23 protein-coding genes are annotated in these 24,149 nt (G+C 47.9%); 15 read left to right on the top strand and 8 right to left on the bottom strand.

The annotated features are described in order from the left end of the window. The first annotated feature begins 60 nt into the window (after nucleotides 1–60). Nucleotides 61–1,563 carry a L,D-transpeptidase family protein gene (locus BXP28_RS12020; protein ID WP_023483909.1) on the top strand — a complete coding sequence of 501 codons (1,503 nt, stop codon included), beginning with the start codon at nucleotides 61–63 and terminating at the stop codon, nucleotides 1,561–1,563. 153 nt (nucleotides 1,564–1,716) lie between these two features. On the opposite strand, the gene BXP28_RS23285 is transcribed toward BXP28_RS12020, so the two are convergent. After that, nucleotides 1,717–1,866, bottom strand: coding sequence for a hypothetical protein (locus tag BXP28_RS23285; RefSeq protein WP_024093657.1), 150 nt, complete (start codon nucleotides 1,864–1,866; stop codon nucleotides 1,717–1,719). Nucleotides 1,867–2,046: 180 nt separating this feature from the next. Here BXP28_RS23285 and BXP28_RS12015 point away from each other — a divergent pair, with 180 nt between their 5' ends. From BXP28_RS12015 to BXP28_RS11985, 7 genes are all read left to right on the top strand, one after another. Continuing rightward, the gene (locus tag BXP28_RS12015) at nucleotides 2,047–3,144 is read left to right on the top strand and encodes a quinone-dependent dihydroorotate dehydrogenase (RefSeq protein WP_023483908.1); all 1,098 of its coding nucleotides are present in this window, start codon (nucleotides 2,047–2,049) and stop codon (nucleotides 3,142–3,144) included. A gap of 26 nt (nucleotides 3,145–3,170) precedes the next feature. Then, nucleotides 3,171–3,977, top strand: coding sequence for a GTP diphosphokinase (gene yjbM, locus BXP28_RS12010; protein ID WP_023483907.1), 807 nt, complete (start codon nucleotides 3,171–3,173; stop codon nucleotides 3,975–3,977). After that, complete coding sequence (locus BXP28_RS12005) at nucleotides 3,974–4,393, top strand: DUF309 domain-containing protein (RefSeq protein WP_023483906.1); 420 nt, start codon at nucleotides 3,974–3,976, stop codon at nucleotides 4,391–4,393. Before yjbM ends, BXP28_RS12005 begins: the two co-directional genes overlap by 4 nt. A gap of 193 nt (nucleotides 4,394–4,586) precedes the next feature. Then, a complete protein-coding gene (locus BXP28_RS12000; protein WP_374049656.1) occupies nucleotides 4,587–5,339 on the top strand; it encodes a pseudouridine synthase in 753 nt (250 codons plus the stop codon). A gap of 27 nt (nucleotides 5,340–5,366) precedes the next feature. Beyond that, nucleotides 5,367–6,170 (top strand): Cof-type HAD-IIB family hydrolase, encoded by an 804-nt coding sequence (locus BXP28_RS11995; RefSeq protein ID WP_024093660.1) that lies wholly within the window; start codon nucleotides 5,367–5,369, stop codon nucleotides 6,168–6,170. A gap of 25 nt (nucleotides 6,171–6,195) precedes the next feature. Then, the gene (locus BXP28_RS11990) at nucleotides 6,196–7,743 is read left to right on the top strand and encodes an MDR family MFS transporter (RefSeq protein ID WP_230460728.1); all 1,548 of its coding nucleotides are present in this window, start codon (nucleotides 6,196–6,198) and stop codon (nucleotides 7,741–7,743) included. A gap of 152 nt (nucleotides 7,744–7,895) precedes the next feature. Then, nucleotides 7,896–8,843, top strand: coding sequence for a hypothetical protein (locus tag BXP28_RS11985; RefSeq protein WP_023483902.1), 948 nt, complete (start codon nucleotides 7,896–7,898; stop codon nucleotides 8,841–8,843). 125 nt (nucleotides 8,844–8,968) lie between these two features. Here the strand turns inward: BXP28_RS11985 and trxA are convergent, their stop codons facing one another. Next, nucleotides 8,969–9,286, bottom strand: coding sequence for a thioredoxin (gene trxA / locus BXP28_RS11980; RefSeq protein ID WP_023483901.1), 318 nt, complete (start codon nucleotides 9,284–9,286; stop codon nucleotides 8,969–8,971). 117 nt (nucleotides 9,287–9,403) lie between these two features. On the opposite strand from trxA, the gene BXP28_RS11975 reads away from it, so the two are divergent. Next, on the top strand, nucleotides 9,404–9,673 hold the full coding sequence (locus tag BXP28_RS11975; RefSeq protein WP_036655103.1) for a hypothetical protein: 270 nt from the start codon (nucleotides 9,404–9,406) through the stop codon (nucleotides 9,671–9,673). Here BXP28_RS11975 and BXP28_RS11970 read toward each other — a convergent pair. After that, nucleotides 9,643–11,022 (bottom strand): RsmF rRNA methyltransferase first C-terminal domain-containing protein, encoded by a 1,380-nt coding sequence (locus BXP28_RS11970; protein ID WP_311795102.1) that lies wholly within the window; start codon nucleotides 11,020–11,022, stop codon nucleotides 9,643–9,645. The genes BXP28_RS11975 and BXP28_RS11970 overlap by 31 nt on opposite strands. 112 nt (nucleotides 11,023–11,134) lie before the next feature. On the opposite strand from BXP28_RS11970, the gene rpiA reads away from it, so the two are divergent. After that, a complete protein-coding gene (gene rpiA / locus BXP28_RS11965) occupies nucleotides 11,135–11,782 on the top strand; it encodes a ribose-5-phosphate isomerase RpiA (protein ID WP_023483899.1) in 648 nt (215 codons plus the stop codon). Nucleotides 11,783–11,917: 135 nt separating this feature from the next. Here rpiA and BXP28_RS11960 read toward each other — a convergent pair whose 3' ends face one another. The 5 genes from BXP28_RS11960 to BXP28_RS11940 all read right to left on the bottom strand — a co-directional run bounded on the left by BXP28_RS11960 (nucleotide 11,918) and on the right by BXP28_RS11940 (nucleotide 17,541). After that, nucleotides 11,918–13,585 (bottom strand): glycerol-3-phosphate dehydrogenase/oxidase, encoded by a 1,668-nt coding sequence (locus tag BXP28_RS11960; protein WP_023483898.1) that lies wholly within the window; start codon nucleotides 13,583–13,585, stop codon nucleotides 11,918–11,920. Between the two features lie 194 nt (nucleotides 13,586–13,779). Continuing rightward, nucleotides 13,780–15,270: a glycerol kinase GlpK gene (gene glpK, locus BXP28_RS11955; protein WP_023483897.1), complete on the bottom strand. Its 1,491-nt coding sequence runs from the start codon at nucleotides 15,268–15,270 to the stop codon at nucleotides 13,780–13,782. A gap of 48 nt (nucleotides 15,271–15,318) precedes the next feature. Continuing rightward, nucleotides 15,319–16,137: an MIP/aquaporin family protein gene (locus BXP28_RS11950; RefSeq protein ID WP_036655099.1), complete on the bottom strand. Its 819-nt coding sequence runs from the start codon at nucleotides 16,135–16,137 to the stop codon at nucleotides 15,319–15,321. 178 nt (nucleotides 16,138–16,315) lie between these two features. Then, complete coding sequence (locus BXP28_RS11945) at nucleotides 16,316–16,873, bottom strand: glycerol-3-phosphate responsive antiterminator (protein ID WP_023483895.1); 558 nt, start codon at nucleotides 16,871–16,873, stop codon at nucleotides 16,316–16,318. A 197-nt stretch (nucleotides 16,874–17,070) separates the two neighbouring features. After that, nucleotides 17,071–17,541 (bottom strand): helix-turn-helix domain-containing protein, encoded by a 471-nt coding sequence (locus tag BXP28_RS11940; RefSeq protein ID WP_230460727.1) that lies wholly within the window; start codon nucleotides 17,539–17,541, stop codon nucleotides 17,071–17,073. 120 nt (nucleotides 17,542–17,661) lie between these two features. On the opposite strand from BXP28_RS11940, the gene BXP28_RS11935 reads away from it, so the two are divergent. The 5 genes from BXP28_RS11935 to BXP28_RS11915 all read left to right on the top strand — a co-directional run bounded on the left by BXP28_RS11935 (nucleotide 17,662) and on the right by BXP28_RS11915 (nucleotide 24,106). Continuing rightward, nucleotides 17,662–17,868 (top strand): helix-turn-helix domain-containing protein, encoded by a 207-nt coding sequence (locus BXP28_RS11935; protein ID WP_036655097.1) that lies wholly within the window; start codon nucleotides 17,662–17,664, stop codon nucleotides 17,866–17,868. Nucleotides 17,869–18,412: 544 nt separating this feature from the next. Next, nucleotides 18,413–19,537: a glycosyltransferase family 4 protein gene (locus BXP28_RS11930; protein ID WP_023483893.1), complete on the top strand. Its 1,125-nt coding sequence runs from the start codon at nucleotides 18,413–18,415 to the stop codon at nucleotides 19,535–19,537. A gap of 5 nt (nucleotides 19,538–19,542) precedes the next feature. Beyond that, the gene (locus BXP28_RS11925; protein ID WP_023483892.1) at nucleotides 19,543–20,853 is read left to right on the top strand and encodes a metallophosphoesterase family protein; all 1,311 of its coding nucleotides are present in this window, start codon (nucleotides 19,543–19,545) and stop codon (nucleotides 20,851–20,853) included. Next, nucleotides 20,850–21,257: an ATP-binding protein gene (locus BXP28_RS11920; protein WP_167552504.1), complete on the top strand. Its 408-nt coding sequence runs from the start codon at nucleotides 20,850–20,852 to the stop codon at nucleotides 21,255–21,257. The genes BXP28_RS11925 and BXP28_RS11920 overlap by 4 nt, the downstream gene beginning before the upstream one ends. Further along, entirely contained in the window at nucleotides 21,227–24,106 is a 2,880-nt protein-coding gene (locus BXP28_RS11915) for an AAA family ATPase (protein ID WP_077585062.1), read from the top strand. The genes BXP28_RS11920 and BXP28_RS11915 overlap by 31 nt, the downstream gene beginning before the upstream one ends. Nucleotides 24,107–24,149 lie beyond the last annotated feature (43 nt).

The raw sequence follows: 24,149 nt of genomic DNA, 5'->3' as shown, positions 1-24,149 counted from the left end.
TTTTTTGTGTTTTTCTGCCGATATATGTTATACAAGAGTTTTTCGGGAGGAAAATGAGGGATGAAGGACGATCGCCGGGAACTCCTTGAGACGGAAGAGGAGGAGCTGTTCGAAGACCTGAAACAGTTCGTTCAGCGGCACCCAAATCAGCAGATGGCCTGGTATTTGCTCGGCCGGGAATATGCGGCCCAGGGGAAAATGGCCAAGGCGCGCTATTGTTTTGCCAGGGCGGGAGAAGTGTATGAAGCATTCGAGAACCGGGCGATTAAGGTCGACCCCGCCGTCCTGGCAGCTGCCGAAGAAGCGGCCCGGGGAAGAGGGGATTCCGAGAAGCCGGGCCGCCCGTCCCGGCGTTGGCGGGGCACGTTGCTGGTCGCGCTTCTGGCGCTGCTTCTCATCCCTATTACTGGGGATGAGAGAAGAATCCCGGTCCGCCTGACGGTAGAAAGGACGGACAAAACAGCCCTGGCCGAAGCGCGGGCGATATCGGAGAAGCCGGTGGTCGGCAGCGAACCGAAGGCAGTCGTCTACTACGCGGACAGGGCCTTGCGGCGGAGGTCCGGGGGAGAGCAAACGGGAAGAGGAGAACGGCTTCGGAAGGAGATTTCACACCTCCTGTTTGCAAGCGGCGAACGCGTTCCTGAAGCGCTTATTCTAGCGGGTGAAGCGGCGGAGGAGGGGGAGTGGTCGGCCTGGTACCGGCCGCCCGTTTTAATTGCGTCCGTGAAACAGGGCGCGGACAGGGATAAACCCCGAATTGAACATTACGATGCCGAAACCTGTGCCTGTAAACCTGCAAATTCGGCCCATGCCAGAGCCATGGCAGCTGAATGGCGTGGCCGCCAGGAGCAACTGCTTGTGCTGCGTTCGGCCGTGGAGTCGTTTTACCGCAGGAACAGCCGGATGCCGGAAAAGGCCGAAGAATTAACTGGTAATTATCCGGACAATATTATACCCGGTATGACCCCTTACATGGAGACGATGTTTATCAAAATACGGGAGGAAGTTCATACAAAGCTGGGAATGAACAAAGAGGCGGAACCGGTCAAATCCGGTCCTGCCAAATGGCTGGCTACGTCCGTAAAGCCGGAACATGCGGAAGATCAACTCTTCGAGGAGCCCTTGCGCATTGTAGTTGACCGGCGGGCATACCGGCTCGCGGTCATTAGTGGAAACACCATTATCCGCACATTTCCGGTAGGACTCGGGGGAGAAAAAACGCCGGATGGAGAATTTACCATTACGGAAAAAGTAAGGAACCCTAACGGGAAATCAAACGGGGAATTTGGCAGCCGGGGAATGACCTTATCCGATACACTGTACGCGATTCACGGAACGAATGAACCGGATAGCATCGGACAGGATGAGTCCAAGGGATGCATCCGTATGGGGAAGGAAGATGTCGAGGAACTGTTTGATCTGGTGCCGTTGGAAACAAGGGTTACTATTGGCCGGGATCTTCTCCCGGTATTGTCTGACGGTGATCCCTCGGAACCGAGATGGAGTCTGCCCGGAAAAGCAGTAGAAACCAATCCCCAAAAAGTATACAAATGGTTGAATTAAATCAAACGGGATTATATGAATGGATGAAAATAGCCTTTCTTATATAAACATAAGAAAGGAAGCCGTTTCCATGCAGTTCGTGACGGAAACGGCTTTTCCTTCTAAGTTCATTTGTAAGCAGACCAATAAAAAATACCGGGGTATGTAAAAATATTATCCGTTTACTATTAACAGGACACTCATGGCAATGATAATGAGGACAATCAAGCTGGCGCTCCAGATCAGTGCTTTTTTGTTCGGCCCGTCCTGTTTCTTTTTTACGGCGATACTGTTTGGTACGGGTTTACGTTTAGGTTTGGCCATGATAGGACTCTCCTTCCATCTTTTGGAGTGCTGATCTTATGTTTATTTTAGCATAATTTACCGTGTACATAACGTGAAATTGATTATCATGTAAGCGCGTTTATTATAAAATATTTTGCATTCCCTTAAGGAACAGGATAAACTGTCTGAGAGAGCAACTTAGAACGGGGTGTTATCCGGATGTTATACAAAAAGTTGGCTAAACCTGTCTTGTTCCGGATGGATCCGGAGGCTGCCCATCATCTTACGATCTGTGGTTTATCCATAGCTGGTAAGGTGCCGGGAGCCAAAGGTATCATTCACGGGCTTTACGGGATGCCTAAACGGGCAGAATTGCAAATGAAATTATGGGGGATCGGCTTCGCTAATCCTGTCGGCCTGGCCGCTGGTCTGGATAAAAATGCGGAAGCAGTGGAAGGATTCTCCCAAATGGGCTTCGGATTTATGGAGGTTGGGACGGTTACTCCAAGACCTCAGGAAGGCAACGAAAAGCCAAGGCTGTTTCGTCTGCTCGAGTACCAAGCCCTAATCAATAGGATGGGCTTTAACAACGTTGGTGCAGAGAAAATGGCCAGAACTATGTCAGCTTTAAAGAACAGGCCAATACCCGTTGCTGTAAACATTGGAAAAAACAAGGTGACGCCTAATGAGGATGCTGAAGAAGATTACCGCATATGCATCCGGACTTTATATAAGGAAGCAGATTTTTTCGTAGTCAATATCAGCTCTCCGAATACACCTGATTTACGCAGTCTGCAGCATGGCAGTGATTTATTGAATCTGCTTCATGCCGTAACCGACGAAATGCAGCGGCAGCAAGCCAGATACGGAGACTCAGGCAAGCCTGTACTAGTCAAAATTGCACCTGATTTAACGGATGAAGAGGTGGAGAACACCATTCATACGATCAGGGAAAGCGGGGCAGCAGGTATCATTGTCTCCAACACGACGATAAGCCGTGAGGGTATCGTTCATGCCCATAAAGACCAGGCCGGGGGATTGAGCGGGAAACCGCTGGCTGAATGTTCAACGGAAATGGTGGCTAAAGTATACCTGTTGACCGGGGGTAAAATGCCGATTATAGGGTCTGGAGGCATCTTTACACCAGAAGACGCTTATGCCAAATTCCGTGCGGGAGCAAGCCTGGTTGAAGTATATACCGCTTTGATATACGAAGGTCCTAAACTGATCCGCAGGCTCAATGAGGGACTGATCGCCTTGTTGAAGCGTGACGGCTATACCCATCTTTCCCAAGCGATAGGGGCCGATCATCGCTGACTTCATCAGAAATGGGGGCTAGTTCAATGGATGGACGTGACTGGAGGAAATTCCTGCAGCCTTACGAGCAGGCTGTGGAAGAACTCAAATTTAAATTTAAAACTCTTCGCAAAGAATTGAAAAGCCCGGACGAGTATTCTCCTATCGAATTTGTAACCGGCCGGGTGAAGAAGATTTCAAGTATATTAGAGAAAGCAAAAAAACTGGATGTACCGATGGATGAACTGGAAACAGGCATCGAGGATATTGCCGGCATTCGCATTATGTGCCAGTTTGTTGAGGATATCCATACGTTGATAGAACTGATTCACGGGCGCCATGATCTGAAAGTGCTGTATGAAAAGGATTATATTACGAATAAAAAGGAAAGCGGCTACCGCAGCTACCATATTATTATTGAGTACGCAGTTCATACCTCTCTCGGAGTAAAACGGATACTTGCCGAGATTCAGATCCGTACATTGGCTATGAATTTCTGGGCAACCATCGAACATTCTCTCAATTATAAGTATAAGGAAAGCATGCTGCCGGATGAAGTACGCAAACGGCTCAGCAAAGCGGCAGAAGCCGCGTATCTGTTGGATCAGGAGATGTCCAGCATCCGGGATGAGATTGTGGAAGCCCAGAAGTTGTTCGAGGATAACTCTATGCTCGTTTCCAATGTACTGAACTATATCCAGGTTCTGTACTATTTCCACCGGGTCCGCGAGGCCGCCCAATTCCAAATAAGATTTACTGAAATTTGGGAAAAGGAAGATACACGGAGTTTACGTGCACTGGCTCAGGAGATTGAAGAGGCCGTTACCAGAGCCAAACAAAAGGAGCGAGAATGAAGACACCTTACAATCCGCTGCTCATTGCGTTTGTATATCATTTTAATGAGACGGAAGATTATTTCGAATGTCATGAGGTGTTGGAAGAATTATGGATGGAAGAAGGCCGGGATATTTTTTATCAGGGGCTGCTGCAGATTGCTGTCGGGTTATACCACTACCGGAACGGTAATGTTAGCGGTGCAATCAAGCTGTTATCAGGCGGCATTGATAAACTGGGAAGGGAACCGGGACGAAATGAAGGAATGGACATCGGAAAGCTGCTTGCTGACAGCAGGTCCTGCCTGACCAGACTGCAACAGGAGGAGAACTTGCCTTTCTGTCCGTTAAAGATCCGGATCCTGGACAAAAAGCTCGAGGAAGCATTGAGTATTCTTATAACGAACCCGCCGGAGCGCCAGGCCGATCAGGAATAAACCTGATCGGTCAAGTTGGTATTTATAACTATAATTTGTTTAGGAAGCTAACGAAAATTTTGCGTTCTGTTGGACAAACCTGCCCGGGGTCCAAAGGATGCCTTGTATGTCCGGATAGTTTCCCTGCGTAATGGCGAATAGCAGCAGGACTGCTGGAAAATGATCATCCGGCAGAATGGAGGTGGACTGGAACTTGAAGGGAACACTTCGCCTGGACAAAATGTTATCCCATCTGGGATACGGAACACGCTCCGAATTGAAAAAGCTGGCCAAAAACGGAGGGGTAACAGTAAATGGCAAGGTTGTGAAAGATAGCGGATGGAAAGTCTATCCTGACGAAGACTATATTGAAGTGAACGGAGAACAGGTTATTTTCAGAGAGCATGTATATGTGCTATTGAATAAACCTGCAGGGGTCATTTCGGCAACGGAGGATATGCGGGACCGCACTGTTGTGGATCTGCTGGACGATCACATCCGGGTATTCGGGGTTTTCCCGGTAGGCAGGCTCGACAAAGATACCGAAGGGCTTCTCCTGCTGACCAATGACGGGAAGCTTGCCCATAATTTACTCTCCCCCCGCAAGCATGTGCCTAAAACATACTATGCGAGGGTAAATGGGGATGTAACTGAGGAAGATGTAAGGATTTTTTCCGAAGGAGTCGTCCTGGATGACGGATATATGACCATGCCTGCACAGCTTGTCGTTTTGGATTCCGGGAACCCGGAGGAAGAAAAGCCTGCCGAGATCGAACTTACTATCCATGAAGGGAAATTTCATCAAGTAAAACGGATGTTTGAAGCTGTTCATAAAAAAGTCGTTTATCTGAAACGGATTTCCATGGGATCTTTAAAGCTCGATCCTTCCCTTTCCCCTGGAGCATCGAGAGAACTTACTGCAAAGGAACTGGAGGCTCTACAGGGTTATAAGACGGCTTCATTATAGAGAAATAAAGTGACAGGAGTGAAGAGTATGGATTTTGATATCATCGCGCTTGATGTTGACGGAACCCTGATTAATGACCAGTTTGAATTGACGGAAGGAAATAAGGAGGCTGTCCGGAAAGCCCATAAACTGGGTGCGAAAATTGTATTGTGTACCGGAAGAGGACCGGCAAGCACGCTTCCCTTACTGAAGGAGCTGGAACTGGAGGGATACTCGATTAATCATAACGGTGCAGCCACCATACACTCCAGGGGATCGGAAGAACCTGTACTGGTTCATGAATTCGCTTTTTCCGTGAACCAGATCGAGCTTTTGGTCCGGTATTGTAGAGAGCACGGGGTTCATTTCGATGTTTCAACAGCTTTTCACATGTATGTTGAGAAACTTACAGAAGAGGAGAAAACCGTTTATGAGAAATTTTTTCTGACTCCGGAATTATACGAGGATGTACTGAAACTTGAAATTCCTTTGGTTAAATTTACTCTTGCCGGCGAAGTCGCACAGGTTGACCGGATTGAGAAGGAGTGGACAGAAAGCAGAATTTACGGCGATCTGACCATGATGAGAAGCGGCGAGTTTTTCATTGATGTCATGCACACGGATGCTTCCAAAGGAAATGCACTCAAAGCCCTTGCCGAACGCTGGGACGTTCCTCCGGAAAGAATTATGGCTATAGGCAATTACTTCAACGACCTGGAAATGCTGGCTTATGCCGGACTTGGAGTGGCTATGGATAATTCCCCGGATGCCGTTAAAAAGGCTGCACGGGTAGTAACGGGTTCTAACAATGAAGACGGTGTAAGGGAAGCTTTAATGAAATATGTGCTGTAAAAAGTAGAGGAGTTGGAGTTGTTAAGTGGAAAAAAAACAAACCAATAAAACAATGGTCACACTGTCTATCATGCTTATCACATTCCTTTCTTCATTGGAAGGGACGATTGTCAGTACTGCGATCCCGAAAATCGTAAGTGACCTGGGCGGAATGCATCTTATGAACTGGGTTGTATCCATCTATCTGCTGACAACGGCCGTAGCCACTCCGATTGTGGGCAAATTATCGGATTTGTACGGGCGCAAGCTGATGTTCATATGCGGAACGATCTTGTTTCTGATCGGATCAATGCTTTCAGGAATGTCCCAATCCATGGAGCAGCTTATTGTGTTCAGGGCCATCCAGGGGTTAGGTGCAGGGGCTATTCTTCCAGTAACGATGATTATTATAGGAGATATCTATTCTTTTGAAGAAAGGGCCAAAATTCAGGGATGGATCAGCGGAATCTGGGGGATTTCCGGTATTCTGGGACCGCTCACCGGCGGGCTGATGGTAGACTATGTATCCTGGCATTGGATTTTTTATTTTAATGTCCCGTTTGGCCTGCTGTCGATTTTGTTCATTGTGATGTATTTGCATGAGCATCTGGACAAAAAGAAGCAGAAGGTCGATTATTTGGGAATTGCCCTCTTTACGGTTAGCATGACTTCCTTCATGTTTGCACTGCTGAGCGGAGGAAACCAATATGCCTGGAACTCTCCCTTCATGATCGGCATCTTAATATTGGCAGTTGTTACACTCGCTTTGTTCCTGGTTGTGGAATATTATGTGAAGGAACCGATGCTGCCTCTTAGGCTGTTTGCTATGAGACTAATCTCCGTGTCCAACCTTAGCGGTTTTCTTCTCAGTGCCATTCTTGTCGGTATTACGATATATCTGCCGCTCTGGATACAAGGGGTTGCCGGAAAAGGGGCTACGGATTCAGGATTTACCCTGATTCCTTTATCGGTTTGCTGGCCGGTTGGTGCCGCACTGGCAGGCAGATGGTTTGTACGCATGGGCGTAAGGTCTACGACTTTGATCGGTGTGAGTTGTTTGCTCGCGGCAGCGGCCGGTCTTTACTTTGTCGGTATTCATACGCCTTATTTGCTGCTGGTGGCTCTGATGGGCCTATTTGGGCTCGGGTTCGGATTTGCCTTTACATCCTATACGATTACGGTACAGTCTGCGGTTGGATGGCAGATGAGGGGAACGGCCATGGCTTCCTATACCTTTTTACGGACGCTTGGCCAGACGCTTGGTATCAGCGTGTTCGGGATGCTGTTCAATATGAATATTCAGTCCTATAAGACAGCTCACAGTCAAAATGAAGCGCTCCAGCAACTGGATACCAGCCAGGTATTTCATGGAGATCAGGCGGCGAGCCTGCCTCCCGGTCTCATGGAACAATTGAGGGAGATGATGGTGTACGGTATTCATCATATTTTTATATCTCTGTTAATTATTGCAGCCATAGCACTGGCAGTAACATGGATTCTGCCAAAGCGGTTTAAGGTAGATGAAGACAATCCGTGTCCAAAAGGGCAGGGTTCCCCAAAAAAATCCCGAAGGGAAACTACCGTCAGTTCTTAAATAAAAAAGATAAAATTCATCCCAAGTCCGGCCCGGTGGCCGGGCTTATATTTTTACGGATATCGGGGAAATGTAAGGAAGAAACCATTAATCTGAGGTGAACGGTTACAAGCCTAAAATGGTTACCCGACCCATTTGAGGAGGATCGAACGATGAGCAGTATCATGCTAAGGCCTGATCTTAAGACGGCAGGCGGAGAAGTAAACGATGTGCTAGTGAATGGAAAGTATGTGGGTTCAGTCAGCATCATTTACCGTGAAAGAGACCGTATGTTTGGAGCTGTACAGCTGGAGAAACATTCTTTGGGGGAAGATGAGGAAGGTGCCGTACTTGAGTTTGTAGAACAGTATGTCCTGGGAGTGGCCGAAGCATTGAATATCCATGAACAGGATATTATCGCAACTTGCAGTGTAGACCGCTTTATCATTAGCTCATCGGAAGATGAGTATAAAGAATATGATTTGGAAGATGACCCCCAATACGAACTGGTTATAGTGAATGAGAAGCGAAACAGGGTAGATTACGAGCTTCTAGACGAAGATTCCGGTTTGCTTGCAAATATTTATTGTAAAATGTATGGTGATGAGGTAGTTGGGACCTTTGTCTGGGTTGTGGACCCTTTGCCGGAAGAGATGGAACAGGCCGCACGTTTTGTAGCACAAGATTATGATTCCCGGCAGTTCCGTTCTTTTATCTTTCATATGGAGTATGACGGTGAACTGATTGACACCCATGAACTCCTTATGAACGAGGAAAACTCAGCTGAAGAAGAATTAGATGAAATCCTCGCAGAAGATTTTCGGGATGACTACCTCATATCGCTGGTAAGAGATGATGGAGATACGCTGACTTACGAAATTTACGAACAAGACCGGGGAGGATTGCCGATCGGTACTGCAACCGTGGATATCAATGAACGCCAATTAACAGGGTTTATAGACTTCCGGGCCCCTGAAGATACAAATGACCGTGATGTTATAGCAGCTCTCCTTATGGAGGAACTGGATAAAGAGGCGGAATATGATACCTTCAACGTGAGTATGTTATGCAATAATCGTGTCATTGACGAAATTTATTTTGAAAATGAGACGGTTCATTAAAGATCAAAAGCAGCTTGCATAAACTATAGCAATAAACACTGCCGTATCAATAAAGTTATGCAAATGTCCATAAAAGAAGAAGGCATGATCTTAGAAAAGACATGCCTTCTTTGTCTGATCCAGTATTATTTATGCTGGCTGATCAGATCTTTCAGTTTATTAAGCGGCTGAACACCGGAAACGGATTGAACTTCCTCTCCGTTTTTAAACAGCTTCAGAGTAGGAATTCCCATGATGCCGAATTTCTCAGCAATCGGGCCGTTCTCATCCACATTAACTTTGGCGATAGTAACGGTATCTCCCAGCTCTTCATCCAGTTTGTCCAGGGTTGGAGCCAGCATTTTACAAGGTCCGCACCAGGGCGCCCAGAAATCGACTAATACCAGTTCATTGTTATCAAGAGTTTCCTGGAAACTTTGCTGATTTACGTTCGTAATAGCCATATGATTCCCTCCTGTCTAGGTGATACTATAATCATAATTATTACAGTTATTCGTGTCAAGTTCTTGCTTCCAAGATTCGATAAAATCGGCGATAATTATAGGAAGGAAGTGAGAGCGATGAAGATGGATGAAAAAGAACTGCAGCATCTTGTTTTCCTTTCGGAAGTGGTGCTGACCGGCAATAAAAAGGGATTGATGAAAGAGACGCTGCAGTGTTTATTATATGTGGCCAAATCCGTCCAGAATGTAGATCTGCCTGAAAGTGTCATTGCCGAGATCAAACAGCTTACCGGGCATATTGAGGCGGACCTGCGATCTGAAAATGAGCGGATCCGGGGAATTCAAGACCGGCTTGCTCAGGCAAACCGGAGTAATCCTTTGGGATAACGGTTATTGAGTTGTCCCTGATTTTCCTTCCCCCATCCCAGGGGAAAACCATTCACGCACACCAGGGTCCACCCGGATAAGCTTCGGCCGGTGTAGAGGGCTTCTCCCCGCAAGTAAGCTTGGACCATTGGATCTTCGGGCTTCAGGTCTAGAGCAAGGGCTGCCTGTCCGGCTGAAACGGCAAGCGCAAGTGCATGGGAAGGCTCAAAACGGTTCTTCTTCATCTCACCTAAATGAAGCCCCGGACGCAGTACCTTAAGTCCGTTCAACATGTCCGGTATCATGCCTTCTTTTGCTTGAGGCATCCAATAAAGCTGATCGCCAAACCGGACGGGGCTTCCCTCGGGAAGTATATATCCCGGAAGAAATTGCTTACGGAACGTTTCAAAGTATTGCAGAGCCTCCGCCTCTTCCCGGTTTCGTGAGGATTTACCGGTTTTATTCCTTCCTCCTCGCCGGGATTTTTCCGGTTCCCCCGTTACCCGTATGCTCCCTTCCTCCTTGGCGAGCAGTGCTACGTAATGTCCCTCGCCTTTCTGAAGGTGGGGCCATATTCGTTCTTCTGAAATCAGCCTCATCTCTGGATAATCTGCAAGCAGGGCACGGATTGTTCCTTCATTCTCTTCCTGATTGAACGTACAGGTTGAATATACCAGAAGGCCTCCGGGTTTCAGCATCCGGATTGCATCCGGGAGAATGTCCATCTGTCTTGCTGCGCACATTTGCACATGCTCCGGCGACCATTCTTTAATGGCTTCAGGATCTTTACGGAACATGCCTTCACCTGAACAAGGGGCATCCACGATAATTTTATCGAAAAATAAGGGTAACTTCTCCGCAAGCTGTTGGGGGGAGGCATTCACCACAAGCACGTTCCCTGCTCCCATCCGTTCTATATTTTCCGCTAAGATTTTGGCTCTTCCCGGATGAATTTCGTTCGCTACCAGAAGACCCCGGCCAAGAAGCTTTCCGGCAATTTGACTGGATTTTCCTCCTGGGGCTGCGGCCAAATCCAGAACGATATCGCCGGGCTCCGGGTTCAAAATTTCGGCAGCCGACATGGCGGATGGCTCCTGCAAATAGTAAAGTCCTGCGGCATGATAAGGATGCTTGCCGGGACGGGTTTCTTCCTTATAATAATAACCGGTTGGGCACCAGGGAACGGATGTTAAACCAAAGAGAGAGACGAGCTCGCCGGTCCGCTCCTTTTGAGATTTGCGGATATTCAATGGGTTCAAACGCAAGCCAAATGTTCTTTGCTCAGTATAAGAGTTAAGGAAGGCCTCGCTTTCCTCTTTTAAAAGCTCTTTCATCTGTCGGATATAGGAAGAGGGAAGTTGTTCCATCATAACTAAGGCTCCTTTCATGACTGCCTTTTATTATACTTGATTTTGAAGTCCTCGGGCAAAACAGGAAGAAACCATTTAATCATAGGATTTAGAAACAAGGGAGGGAAAAAAGATGGATGAACAGAACAACCAAAAGAAACGTGCGGCAGAAGAGGCCGTCCATCTTGTAGAAGACGGGATGACTTTAGGGCTTGGTACAGGTTCAACTGTGTTTTATTTTCTTCAAGCCTTGGCAAGGCGAAGGGGATTGAATATCAGAGGAGTCTCCACTTCAGGACAGACCACCCGGTTAGCTTCGAAACTTGGTATCCCTCTCGTTAAGCTGGGAGATACCGGAGGTCTTGACCTGACTATAGACGGCGCTGATGAAGTGGATGAACGCATGCAGGGAATAAAAGGGGGAGGAGGGGCCTTGCTGTATGAAAAAATTGTCGCATCTTATTCCAGATATAATGTATGGATTGTAGACTCCGGCAAACGGGTCAAACAGCTTGGCAAGTTTCCCTTGCCTGTGGAAGTGGTTCCCTTCGCACTTAGACCTGTCCAGGAACTGTTCCGTCATAAAGAATGGAAGCCCCGGCTCCGGTTAAAAGGGGATACTCCTTTTTTGACCGACAGCCAAAATGTGATCCTGGATCTTCACTTGCAGTCTATTTCGGATCCTGCCGCATTGGCCGGTCAACTGAACGCCATCCCGGGAGTTGTAGAACACGGGCTGTTTCTGGGAATGGCGTCCGGACCTATACTTTGTAAAAAATGAACGAGTTCAAATAATGAGGAAAACCAATAATGAAGGTACCTGCGGCAAAAATCGGCAGGTACCTTTTTACTAGGAATGCTTATTTGGCCGGGTTCCATAATGTATGAGGCCCATTAGCTTTGATGCGGCTTTTTATTATTCCACATCCGGATCAGGGACAACGGCATCATGCAGGCACTGGTCCATCTCGGACGAATACGCCTGTTGCAAAGTCTCGTCCCAGCCGAAATAGGAAGCCATGTAACTTATCACATCTTCTTTCCACTTCCGTACCCAATCGATTCGGAAAAATAAGGTACCGGTCCGGCGGATAAAGAAGTCCTGGGGTTTTACTACGGATTCGTCTTCCAGGGCATAACGCAGAGGGACAAGAACTTCAAGCGGAAGGCTCTCATCCTGTTGCCCGGCCTCATCAGCCCACCCATAAAGGCGGTCTATATTGGAACCATACATCCGGACCCATTGTTCGGCCGTTTCCTTTAAGACGCCATGCCGGGGTCCTTCAGCAGCTTTTGTCCGGATGAAAGCCGGAAATCCGGCTGAGCCGTCTACATGCCCTCCTGATATCGGCATGTTTTTGGTTTGGCAAGCTGGCAGGGCAGCACCGGTTTGCTCCTGATGAAGGCGTCCAATCAGGTCGACAACCGTTTCGGCCATTTTCCGGTATCCCGTCAGCTTACCACCTGCAATGGTGATCAGACCGGAAGGGGACTGCCAGATCTCATCTTTTCGGGAGATCTCGGAGGCGCTCTTTCCGTCCTCATAAATGAGCGGCCGTACTCCGGCCCAACTGGATTCAATATCTTCAGGACCGATATTTACTTCAGGGAACATGTACCGGATAGCCGAAAGAATGTAGGTACGGTCTTTTTCATTCATTTTCGGATGAGCGGGATTCTGCCGGTACAAGGTATCAGTAGTTCCTGCATATGTTTTTCCGCCTCTTGGAATGGCAAAAACCATCCGGCCATCCGGAGTGTCAAAATAAATAGCCTGTTTCAGGGGGAATTTACGTTGATCAATTACCAGATGAACACCTTTGGTCAGCTGAAGATGCTTGCCTGTTTTCGATCCGTCTTTTTCCCTCAGAGTATCGACCCAGGGGCCCGCAGCATTGATGATATACCGGGCATAAATCTCATAAGCAGTCCCGTCAAGCTGATCCACCGCCAGGACTCCCTTGATCTTCCCTCTTTCATCATAAAGGAGCTTTTCAACCTTCACATAGTTCAATGCTTTTGCTCCACGGCTTACCGCTTCCTTCATAACTTCAATCGTTAACCGGGCATCGTCAGTGCGATATTCGACATAATATCCGCTGCCTTTCAAACCTTCCCTCTTAACGAGAGGTTCCCTGCGGATGGTTTCATCAATACCAAACATTTGGCGGCGTTCACTCCGTTTAACACCCGCCAGGAAGTCATACACCCTAAGACCGAGGGAGGTGCTGAATCTTCCAAACGTTCCTCCTTTATGGAAGGGAAGCATCATCCATTCGGGTTCTGTTACATGAGGTCCGTTTTCGTAGACGATGGCTCTTTCTTTACCCACTTCCGCTACCATCTTCACTTCGAACTGTTTCAAATAACGGAGTCCCCCGTGTACCAGTTTAGTAGAACGGCTGGAGGTTCCGGCAGCAAAATCCTGCATTTCCAGCAAAACCGTATCTAGTCCCCGGGTAACTGAATCTAAAGCGATTCCAGCTCCAGTAATTCCTCCTCCGATAATCAGTACATCTGTATGTGCCTGGTCTAGCCCCTGGAGGAGAGTTCTTCGCTTAGTTGCTGAGAATAATCCGTTCATCTTGTTGACCTCCTTTAAATATCCATAAAAGACAAAAAGACCACAACCGCACTATAGATATTCCTCCATAGCGGTGTTGTGGTTTCTCCTAGTCTCCAACCATTGAAATATAAACTTGTTAAAATGAGTATAACATAGTAATGAATTTTATTAAACTGCTGAATTAGTTTGAGGCGGTTTCAATAAGCCGGCAATTATTTAAATGCTTTGGTAGCCTGCACAGCTTTTTGCCACCCGGAGTAAAGCTCTTTGCTCGTCTGTGAATCCATTTGCGGACTGAAATTGCGGTCCTTATTCCACTGGGCAGATATAACCTCCTGATCCTTCCAGTAACCCACTGCCAGACCGGCAAGATAAGCGGCCCCGAGAGCTGTCGTTTCGCTAATTACAGGTCTTTCGACAGGAACTCCCAGGACATCGCTTTGGAACTGCATGAGAAAATCGTTCATAGAGGCTCCACCGTCTACACGGAGAGTATGCAGTTCAATGCCGGAGTCTGCTTCCATGGCCTTCAGTACATCTTTCGTCTGATAGGCGAGTGATTCGAGAGTTGCTCTGACAAACTGTTCCTTGGAAGTTCCTCTTGTGAGGCCGAAAACAGCCCCTTTGACTTCACTATCCCAATAAGGGGCCCCGAGTCCGACAAAAGCGGGCACGACGTATACTCCGTCAGTCGATTCGACACGGGAGGCATAAGCCTCGCTGTCTTGGGCGGACTTGAACATTCGAAGCCCGTCGCGAAGCCATTGAATAGCCGACCCCGCTACGAAAATGCTTCCTTCCAGAGCATACTCGACTTTACCGTTTAGCCCCCACGCGATAGTAGTAAGAAGGCCGTGTTCGGATTGAACCGCTTTCTCACCCGTATTCATGAGCATAAAGCATCCCGTGCCGTAAGTATTTTTGGCCATTCCCTGCTTAAAACAAGCCTGACCGAACAAAGCGGCTTGCTGATCACCTGCAATCCCGGCAATCGGGATCTCTTCCCCAAAAAAATGATAAGGGACTGTTTTGCCGTATATTTCGGAAGATGCCCGTACCTCTGGAAGCATTTGCTTCGGAATATCCAATATCTCAAGTAACTCTTCATCCCAGTTCAAATCATAAATGTTATACATCAGAGTACGGGATGCGTTCGTGTAGTCCGTCACATGAACCGCTCCGCCTGTCAATTTCCAGACAAGCCATGTATCAATAGTACCGAAAAGGAGTTCTCCTTTTTCCGCTTTTTCGCGGGCACCTTCCACATGATCCAGAATCCATTTCACTTTTGTTCCGGAGAAGTACGGATCAACAAGCAAACCGGTTTTTTTACGGAAAGTTTCCTCATGGCCCTTGGCCTTAAGTTCATCGCAAATGTCCTTAGTCTGTCTGGACTGCCATACAATCGCATTGTATACCGGTATACCGGACGTTTTATCCCAAACTACGGCCGTTTCCCGTTGGTTGGTTATCCCGATGGAGGCAATATGGGAAGGCTTAATACCCGATTCGATCAATGCGGTGGCAATAACGGAAAGGATGGAGGCCCATATTTCCTGAGCATTATGTTCCACCCAGCCCGGCTTCGGGAAATGTTGTGTAAATTCCCGCTGGGAGATGTGGATAATTTCCCCTTTTTGATTGAACAAAATAGCTCTTGAGCTTGTTGTTCCCTGATCTAATGCAAGAATATAGGTTTCCATGGAACAAATCCTCCCTCATTTTCTTTATTAAGGTGTTTATAACATTGGTTATGAACGAAGTGTTGATTTAGTCGAATTTACTCCGGGTCTTAAAGCCGCGGCTAAAGCAAGCACGACCAGTATGGCTGCAACAATCCCCCAAAGGGCTGCCGTCTGTTTGCCCTCGAATACGGCTTTATAAAACAGACCTCCGAAACAACCGCCAAGAATCGGACCGACAACCGGAATCCATGCATACTTCCAATTAGAGCTTCCTTTACCCGGAATAGGAAGAAGAAAATGGGCGATTCTTGGACCAAGATCACGGGCAGGATTGATAGCATAACCGGTAGTTCCGCCAAGCGAAAGACCGATGCTTACGATGAGAAATCCTACAATAAACGGATTTAGTCCGTCAGTAAATTTGTTGGCCCCAATGGCCAAAATTCCAAGAACGAGAATAAAGGTACCAATCATTTCGCTAAGCAGGTTGGCAAAAGGATTAGGAATGGCAGGACCCGTACTGAATACCCCCAATTTGGCGCCGGGATCTTCCGTTTCTTTCCAGTGAGGAAGATAATGCAGAAATACAATGACTGCTCCCAAAAAGGCACCGATCATTTGGGCCAGAATGTAAGCGGGTATATTTGTCCAGGCAAAATCCCCTTTGAACGCTAAAGCCAGTGTCAGGGCCGGATTTAAATGAGCCCCGCTGACGGAACCTACCGCATAAGCACCCATAGCTACTGCAAGGCCCCAGCCAAATGTTATAACAATCCACCCTGATTGATGGGCAAAAGACTTCTTCAGATTGACACCGGCGCAAACACCGCCACCCAGGATAATCAGGATCATAGTACCGACCAATTCTCCCATAAAAGACGACATAGTAACCCCTCCTTATGCAAATAGTAACATAGGCGGAAAAGAACAAATAGACCCACGTTGCCCCCAGCATTCATCCGTAAATCCAGATGAACAGAGCTCCACGTGAGTCTCCAAGTTCTCCGTCACAATATTAACTTGAGTTTATTATTAATCATTCCTGTAAGCGATGTCAAGAAAATTATTTTCTGTATAAATCCCACAGCTCCGGTGTGGAAGTTGTCACAGCTACAGCGCCTGCTTCAAGGGTACGCTCCACATCTTCGGGTGTACGAATAAATCCCCCAGCCAAAATAGGGATACCGGTTTTTTCACGGATTTCCCGGATCAATGGTGTAAGAGCACCCGGCAGCACCTCAATAAAATCAGGGCGGTTCTTTTCAATCAGAGCGTAACTTTTCTCAAGGGACCCGGAATCCAAAAGAAAGACCCTTTGAACAGCAAGGACTTTCTTTTGCTTCGCTTTGGCGACCACGTTGGTTTTGGTAGAAAGAATACCGTAAGGCTGAAATTCCTGGCAGATATATTCCGCTGCATAGCCGTCACTTTGCATTCCCTGAATCAGATCGAGATGTAAAAGCAATTTTTTACCGGCGCCTTTGGCAAATTGCACATTATGTTTTAATTGAGCTATGTGCACATCAAGCAGTACCAAATAGGTGTAACTTGAGTCCAGCAGCTTCTCCAAGTCTTTTATCCGGCGGATAGCCGGTAAAATCCGTTGTCCGTCAAAATGCACGATATTATCTCCTTTCGGTTTTTCTGATTTTGGCCATTAAAATAATACAGGAAAAAAGAGGAAACGGCCACAACGGCCGCTTCCCGAAAAATAGGGGCAATAAAGGGGTTGCCCGCCCTAAAGTCAAGGCAAAATTAAAGAAAATTTTATCTCAACTCAAAAAAGACGTGATAACCCGGTTCCGAGGGAAGAGGAAATCACGACCCATGCGTTTTTTGTTTTGGTTTTTGTTTCTTTTTTTGCGTCTGTTTTTGTTTCCAAAACAAAGCGGTCAATACACGTTCCATCCATTCTTTATCCTGTTCTGTAAGTAAAATACCGTCAAAAATAACCTCATTCTCATGTAAAAAGCGGCGAAGATTCACAGGAGATTTGGGTTTATCGCCCCCGGAAGAATGGGAGGAAGTCTGAAGATATCCGGCAATCTCCATTAATTCTTCATAGGAAATATTTAAACCTTCCGATAATTTCATCAGCACTTCAGGTGAAGGAATGCCACGGTTGCCGTTTTCGAGCTGTGAAATATAGGCGGTTGAAACCCCGGAACGGTCAGACAGTTCACGGATGGTATATCCTTTAAGTTTACGTAAATCCCGCAATTTATCATAAAAATACATGAGAACACCCGCGATCAAAATTTGGTAAACATTAGTTATGATTATTATCATAGCAGTTCATCTTTTGTTTTTCAATTTCTGGAGGCAATAAATGCAATTGTTAACAAAAATGATTGCAATAGTAAAAATAGATGTTATAATGGGAACGAGATGAGAACAAGGGTGAGATGCATGAAGATTATTGCGAGGAAAGAAACATTCATACGCGCAAGGGTACTTCAGGGAATGACACAGAGAGAACTGGCCAATAAATGCGGACTCAGCTATGCGTATATCAGTCTGCTAGAGAGGTCCGTCAAGCCTGTGGGTCCGGCAACTGCCAAAAAGCTCAGCGAGGTTTTGAACAGGCCGATGGAAGAGCTATTCATTATCGAATAGTCGGGAAACAGTGAGAAAGCACAACCCGGGTTTACCTTTTGAGGGTACGCCGGATTAGACGGGAGGATGAGAAACAGAGGAGAAGGATAGAATATATGGTCTTATTAGGATGTTTACTTTTGTCAACAACATCACCTTTTCTTTATTGATGAGCGCAAGCCTGCTTTTAATCTCTGATTAGGATCGCGTTATCCACGCATTTGGCAGCAGCCGAACAGAAGAATTGAAACTGCCCATTTGGTCGAATTGAATACTTTTTTCATGTGAATCGTCTCCTTAGTGAATGTTGATCTATTTAATTTGTCATGCCGTCTATGTCTATATATTATCTTTTTGGTTTCTGATAAGACATCGTTTGGCATTATACACGGCTTGCATTATCGTAAGCTTTTGGTTAAAAATCTATCAGGTTCACCCCAAGAGCCCCTCTTCCGGACAGCAGGATTAACGGATTATTTGTCGGAAGGGCTCTTTTCTTATCTCTTTCTTCTTGTGTATTTCCCCGTTAAAATGAAAGAAGAGAATAGAATGGGAGTGTTGAATAATGAATATCTTGCAAGCCTTGTTTTTTCCTCCCGAACAACCAGGCGGGGTCTCTTCCATGATTCCTTATACTTTGGAAAGATTTCAAAGACGCGGTTACCAGATGGAATTATTTTATTTACCGAAACGGATTAGAGGAAAAGGGACTGAACCTGTCGGGTTTGATACATTCGACTGGCACTCCTATGAGGGAAACCCGATTGTGGACAAATATATTCAAACCTATAAAGACTATGAATGGTGGGCTAAATTGCGTCTTAACAAGACGTTTGACCTGATTCATGCCCATCATCCTATTGCGGGACTCGTATTGAAAAAGCTGTATCCGGATGTGCCCGTAGTAATGACCGTCCATTCCAGTTACGAGAGGGAATTGCTGCTGAACGGGCAGATCCGGGAAAAAGGACCGGAGCAGCGGTTTTTAACATCGCTCTATCATGAGCTGGAAAGCAAAGTGGACCAACTGCTTACTGTTTCTCAATCATTCAAGCAATATTTGGAAGAATACATACAGAATCCGGATAGAGTAGGGGTAATTCCAAACGGTTTTGATGAAAAAAGATTCCGTCCCGTGGATCATGAGAATGAAATTCCGCAGCTCATTACCGTATGCCGGCTCGTCCCGGCTAAAGGTCTGGATATTTTGCTTAAAGCCTGTTCATTGCTCAAACAAAAAGGGCACCTGTTTGTCCTGCACATTATTGGAGACGGGCTGAGCCGCAAGGAACTTGAGCAGATGGCGGTGGAACTGAACATTTATGAAGAAACGATTTTTTACGGGTACATGCTGCATCCGGAGGAGTTTATGCCATTTTTTGATATTTTTGTCCTTCCCTCGCGTGCAGAAGCTTTTGGTTCCGTGTTTGCGGAAGCGGCCTTATGTTTATTAGGACTGGTTGGGACAAACGTAGGCGGCATAGCCGAACAGATCGAAGATGGACGCAACGGTCTTCTGGTTCCGCCGGATAACCCTGAAGCATTAAGCCAGGCACTGGAAAAAATGATCGCAGACCCGGCATACCGCTATCATTTGGCTCGCGCCGCTTCGGAAAAAGCGAAAAAGTCTTATTCCCTGCACAGGGTGATCCGGCAGTATAAAAGTGTATATGAATCCTATAGAAAGTAACGGGGGTGACAGCCATTCAGCCTTTTACGTTTATTCATGCTGCTGACCTTCATTTGGATAGTCCCTTCAAAGGAATGAGCGGTCTGCCTGGGGCTGTCAGAGAGAGAATCAAAGAATCCACTTTCGCAGCACTGGAGAGGCTGGTTCACGCAGCTTTTCGGGAAAAGGCCGATTTCGTAGTTATTAGCGGGGATATATACGATGCGGCAGACCGGTCGCTAAGAGCACAGCTGCGCTTTCAAAAAGCTGTATCCCGGCTTGCCGAAGCGGGAATCGGCGTATACCTGATCCACGGCAATCACGATCCGATGAACGGTGGCAGGGCTTCGTTGGATTGGCCGGATAAAGTTCATGTTTTTCCGGCAGACCGGGTAGAAAGCGTCGAGGTAACGACCCGGGAACGGGGTATAATTGCAGAGGTTCACGGAATGTCTTTTGCCTCGGCTTCGGTGACTGAGAATTTAGCCCGGTACTATCGGGCGGGTCGTCCCGATGTGTATCAGATAGCTTTACTTCATACTAATGTGGACGGTGATCCGAGTCACGATAATTATGCCCCCTGCACGAGACAACAGCTCATTCAAAGCGGAATGCACTATTGGGCGCTTGGCCATATTCATACCCGTGCTGTTCTCCATGAGGAGCCTTACATTGTTTATCCCGGCAATATTCAGGGGAGAAGTATTAAGGAATGCGGTCCGAGAGGATGCTATGTGGTTCGTGTTGGAGAAGACGGCGGTACGGATCTTGATTTTATTGAGCTGAATGACATCCGCTGGGAATTATGCAAGGTGTCCATCGAGCAGCTGCAAACGGAGCAGGAACTTAAAGATTTGATCGAGGAGGAACTGGAAAGACTTCTTGGGGAAGCCGGCGGGAAAGACGTTATTGTGCGATTCATCCTGGAAGGTAGGGGGCCTCTTCATCTGAAGCTTAGGGATTCACATGTTCTAGACGAACTGGTTCAGGAGTTACGCGAGGAACAAACCGCTCTTGTAACTGGAGGGGCTGGGCGTACGGCCAGTTTTGTCTGGATCGAATCCGCTGTGGACAGGACAGGCAGGGAGCTTGACTTGTCTTCCCTAAAAGCCGAGGGCGGCTTCCTTGGCGATCTTATCAGCATCAGTGAAGAACTTCTGGACTCGCCGGAACAGCTTGAAGCTTTTGTATTGGAAGCCTGCAAGCCATTAATGGACAATCCTAAGCTGGCCAGGGCACTTGGACCGGCTCTTCCCGGCCGGCCGGCGGAGCTGCTGGCCGCAGCCAGGGAGCTGGCGCTGGACCTGCTCGCCGAAGACAGGGGGTGGGAGGGGTGAAAATCACCTCCATCCAAGTGGACGGCTTCGGCTCGCTTAATAAGCGGCACCATGATCTCACAGCAGGGCTAACCGTGTTTCACGGAGCCAACGAAGCGGGCAAGAGCACGCTTCTGGCGTTCATTCGTGCGGTACTGTTCGGCTTTCCGCCGCGCAGCCAGCCGGCGGAACGCTACGAGCCGCCGAAAGGCGGCATCCACGGCGGGGCCCTGTTCCTGGAGGATGATCAGGGGAAGAGAATCCGCGTGGAGCGTTACGCTGGCGGCACTGGAACCGGAAGCCGGTCGGCCGGCTCCGTTAAAGTGACGTTTACCGACGGTTCTACCGGAGGCGAAGAGGAACTGCGGGCCCTGATGGGGGCTTATCGGCGGAATTGTTCCGCAGCCTGTTTGCCTTCGGGCTAGGAGAACTGCAGGAGCTGAGGACCCTGCAAAGCGAAGAGCTTAGCGGCTACTTATACAGCGCCGGACTCGGACTTAGCGGGAGCGCCATTATAGCCGCAGGCCGCAAGCTGAACCAGGACATGGACCAGTTGTACAAGCCGAGAGGAAAAAACCAGCTGGTGAATCAAGGACTAATAATGTGGGACGAGCTTCGGCTCAAGATCCGAAAAGTGAAGGAACATCTTGAACAGTACGATGAATGGAACAACGAGCTAAGCGAATTAGAGGAAAGCATTGTACGGGCGGAAGAAGAATATAAGGAGATAAGCAGGGAGACGGAATGGATTCAACTTTGCCTGAAAATCCGGCCGTCCTGGCTTAGGCTTAAACAGATTGACAGACAGCTGAACGAATTCCCGCCCCTCAGGGCTTTCCCCCGGCATGCCGTTACGCGCTGGGAATCCCTGCAGAAAGAAGCTGACGATCAGCTTGCCAGGATTCGCAATTGCACATCCAAACGGGATCAGGTGCGTACCGCGCTTATGTCCTTACCAATCCGGGAGGAACCGTGGGATGAAGTCGAGCTGGAACGGCTGGCCGGGCAGGGCATGAGGCTATTGGAGAACCAAAAAGTAATAGCCGGACTGGAAGCGGAGCTGGAGCAGGTACAGAAGGAAATGGACAGAAGGCTCCAGAAGCTGGATGAGGATTGGACCGAAGCGGATTTGGAGACTTTTCCGGCAACGATCGGTTTTAAGGAAACCGTCCGCAGCTTCAAAAAGCAATTTGACGAGATGCAGGAAAAGCGCAGGGAATTGGGACTCCAGGAAGACAGATTGTCTGACCTGACGGACGAAGCCTATGAACTTGTTCAGAATCAGCAGTTGGAATTGAATGAATGGAAGAAGCAATATGCCGGGGCTCTTAAACTTACGGAGGAAGGTTCCTTATCCGGCGGTATACCCGACTCTTCCACCCTGCATGCGATAGCCAAAGATTATGCTTCCTGGAAACTGTTATCACAAGAAGTGGTTCACCAGAAACAGAGACTAGCCGACCTCGCAGAAGCAGAGCGAAAATGGAGCGAAAGAAGACGCCAAGAGCGTAATAGAGTCCGAAGTCAGACCATCCTGTTTACAGTGCTTCCTGCCGCTGCGATTCTCGTTACCGCGCTGTTCTTGCAGATATGGTGGCTGGCCGCGGGCAGTTTTGTTTTACTTGGTGCGGCAAGTTTCATTTTTCTGCGGTTTCAAGGCGCTCCGGCTTCACATGGCAAACATAGAGGGGCCCACAAGGAAAATTCGGTTTCGCCAGATTTAGCAGAAAGTGGAGCTTGGCCTGCACTTGAGGTTTCCGAACAGCAATTGTTTCATCTTCAGCAAAAAATAATCCGGGCCGTTCAGGAACTTATTTTTTGGGAAGAAACGGCGGCTTCCTTGGATTCAGGAACAGGGCACGGGACGGATAACTGGTCTCTAGCCCGGAAATGGCTGGACACAGAGCTGGATGCCTGGATTACCGAACTGGATCAGTCCAAAACAATCCTTGAAGAGTACGGCCGCAAAAATAACCGGCTGGAAGAAGCAATGAAGCAGCTTGACAGGCTCGGCCAACAATCATACCGGCTGGGTGAGCGGAAGCAGGCCGCAGCAGACGAAAGAAAACAGCTGATGGATAACTGGCAAAACTGGCTTGGTCGATACCGGCTCCGTGTCCATCTGTCTCCAGAGGCGGTACTGGAATGCCTCTCTGTCATTGAGCAGGGACAGGAAACCATCCGTACGAAACATAGCCTTAAAAACAAACTGGCCCTCATGCGGAGTGAACAAAGTGAGTATCAGGTGCAGGCGGAGAACTTCCTTCGCCAATCTTATCCAGACCTTGGGGAATTGGTAGCGGCCCTCAAAAAGGCAAGGAAACAAGCGGAGGAGCAAAAACGCCTGATAGAGCAGAAACAGCTGTTTACCGAAAGAATCGATGAATGGGAAGAGGAAATAAGGCTCCTCCAGATTCAGCTTAGCCATGTACAGGAGCGGATGAAGAACCTTCTTGCCGAAGCGGGTGCCGGAACGGACGAAGAACTCAGGCGTCTTGCCAATCTGGATGAGGAACGGGGGAATCTGCAAAAAGAGAGACAGCTATTGTATACAGCCGTAGAAGCCCAGATTGGCCCCGGTCTCCTGGCGAAGTTAAACGAGGAGCTGGAAGGGTGTCCTGAAGAAAAGCTGGCAGAGAGGCTTGATTCTCTTAAGGAGCAGAAGAGCCGGCTGGAATCGTCCATTCATGACATGAGAGAGCAGCGGGGAAGACTTGCCGGAGAGCTGGACAAACTGGAACATGGGGATGGTCATGCAGTGCTTCTTCAACGCCAGCAGGAAGAAATCGCCCGGCTTCAAATAATGAGTGAAAGATATGCCATTCTATCCATGGCTTCCCAACTGATCCGTAAAGCCCGGGACCGATACGAGGAGGAACGTCAACCTGGGGTGCTTAAGAAGGCATCGGAGTACTTTGCTTATTTGACGGATAATCGGTATGTCCAGATTCGGGCTCCACTTGGAGAGCCGCGTCTTTCTGCCATTACTTCCGCCGGAGAGGCAGTGGATACGGGCTTTTTGAGCCGGGGAACAGCCGAACAACTGTATCTGTCCATGCGCTTTGCACTTGCCGACGAATACCGGAATAAAGCCGTTCTTCCTCTGATTCTGGATGATATTTTTGTAAATTTTGACCCGGTTCGTACCCGCCGATGTCTGGGGTTACTTAAGATACTCAGGAAAGACCGGCAGATTCTTCTGTTCACCTGCCATTCCCATATCAGGGATGCGGTACAGCAGATGTTGCCGGATTCGCAGATCGTAGAGATGTAGAACATACCGGGTAGTTTCACTTGTGGGCTGTTTCCCTTGACTC

The sequence above is a fragment of the Paenibacillus larvae subsp. larvae genome, from assembly GCF_002003265.1.
Taxonomy (GTDB): domain Bacteria; phylum Bacillota; class Bacilli; order Paenibacillales; family NBRC-103111; genus Paenibacillus_H; species Paenibacillus_H larvae.
The sequence above is the reverse complement of the archived record's forward strand: the minus strand, read 5'-3'. Positions and strand labels throughout refer to the sequence as shown.

What these genes read in the sequence shown, in the direction of transcription:
- BXP28_RS11970 (WP_311795102.1), bottom strand. Translation starts at nt 11,022, where the DNA reads ATGATGGAACAACTTCCCTCTTCCTATATCCGACAGATGAAAGAGCTT.
- BXP28_RS11985 (WP_023483902.1), top strand. Translation starts at nt 7,896, where the DNA reads ATGAGCAGTATCATGCTAAGGCCTGATCTTAAGACGGCAGGCGGAGAA.
- BXP28_RS11930 (WP_023483893.1), top strand. Translation starts at nt 18,413, where the DNA reads ATGAATATCTTGCAAGCCTTGTTTTTTCCTCCCGAACAACCAGGCGGG.
- BXP28_RS11995 (WP_024093660.1), top strand. Translation starts at nt 5,367, where the DNA reads ATGGATTTTGATATCATCGCGCTTGATGTTGACGGAACCCTGATTAAT.
- BXP28_RS12005 (WP_023483906.1), top strand. Translation starts at nt 3,974, where the DNA reads ATGAAGACACCTTACAATCCGCTGCTCATTGCGTTTGTATATCATTTT.
- BXP28_RS11940 (WP_230460727.1), bottom strand. Translation starts at nt 17,541, where the DNA reads ATGATAATAATCATAACTAATGTTTACCAAATTTTGATCGCGGGTGTT.
- yjbM (WP_023483907.1), top strand. Translation starts at nt 3,171, where the DNA reads ATGGATGGACGTGACTGGAGGAAATTCCTGCAGCCTTACGAGCAGGCT.
- BXP28_RS11935 (WP_036655097.1), top strand. Translation starts at nt 17,662, where the DNA reads ATGAAGATTATTGCGAGGAAAGAAACATTCATACGCGCAAGGGTACTT.
- rpiA (WP_023483899.1), top strand. Translation starts at nt 11,135, where the DNA reads ATGGATGAACAGAACAACCAAAAGAAACGTGCGGCAGAAGAGGCCGTC.
- trxA (WP_023483901.1), bottom strand. Translation starts at nt 9,286, where the DNA reads ATGGCTATTACGAACGTAAATCAGCAAAGTTTCCAGGAAACTCTTGAT.
- BXP28_RS23285 (WP_024093657.1), bottom strand. Translation starts at nt 1,866, where the DNA reads ATGGCCAAACCTAAACGTAAACCCGTACCAAACAGTATCGCCGTAAAA.
- BXP28_RS12020 (WP_023483909.1), top strand. Translation starts at nt 61, where the DNA reads ATGAAGGACGATCGCCGGGAACTCCTTGAGACGGAAGAGGAGGAGCTG.
- BXP28_RS11975 (WP_036655103.1), top strand. Translation starts at nt 9,404, where the DNA reads ATGAAGATGGATGAAAAAGAACTGCAGCATCTTGTTTTCCTTTCGGAA.
- BXP28_RS11950 (WP_036655099.1), bottom strand. Translation starts at nt 16,137, where the DNA reads ATGTCGTCTTTTATGGGAGAATTGGTCGGTACTATGATCCTGATTATC.
- BXP28_RS11960 (WP_023483898.1), bottom strand. Translation starts at nt 13,585, where the DNA reads ATGAACGGATTATTCTCAGCAACTAAGCGAAGAACTCTCCTCCAGGGG.
- glpK (WP_023483897.1), bottom strand. Translation starts at nt 15,270, where the DNA reads ATGGAAACCTATATTCTTGCATTAGATCAGGGAACAACAAGCTCAAGA.
- BXP28_RS12015 (WP_023483908.1), top strand. Translation starts at nt 2,047, where the DNA reads ATGTTATACAAAAAGTTGGCTAAACCTGTCTTGTTCCGGATGGATCCG.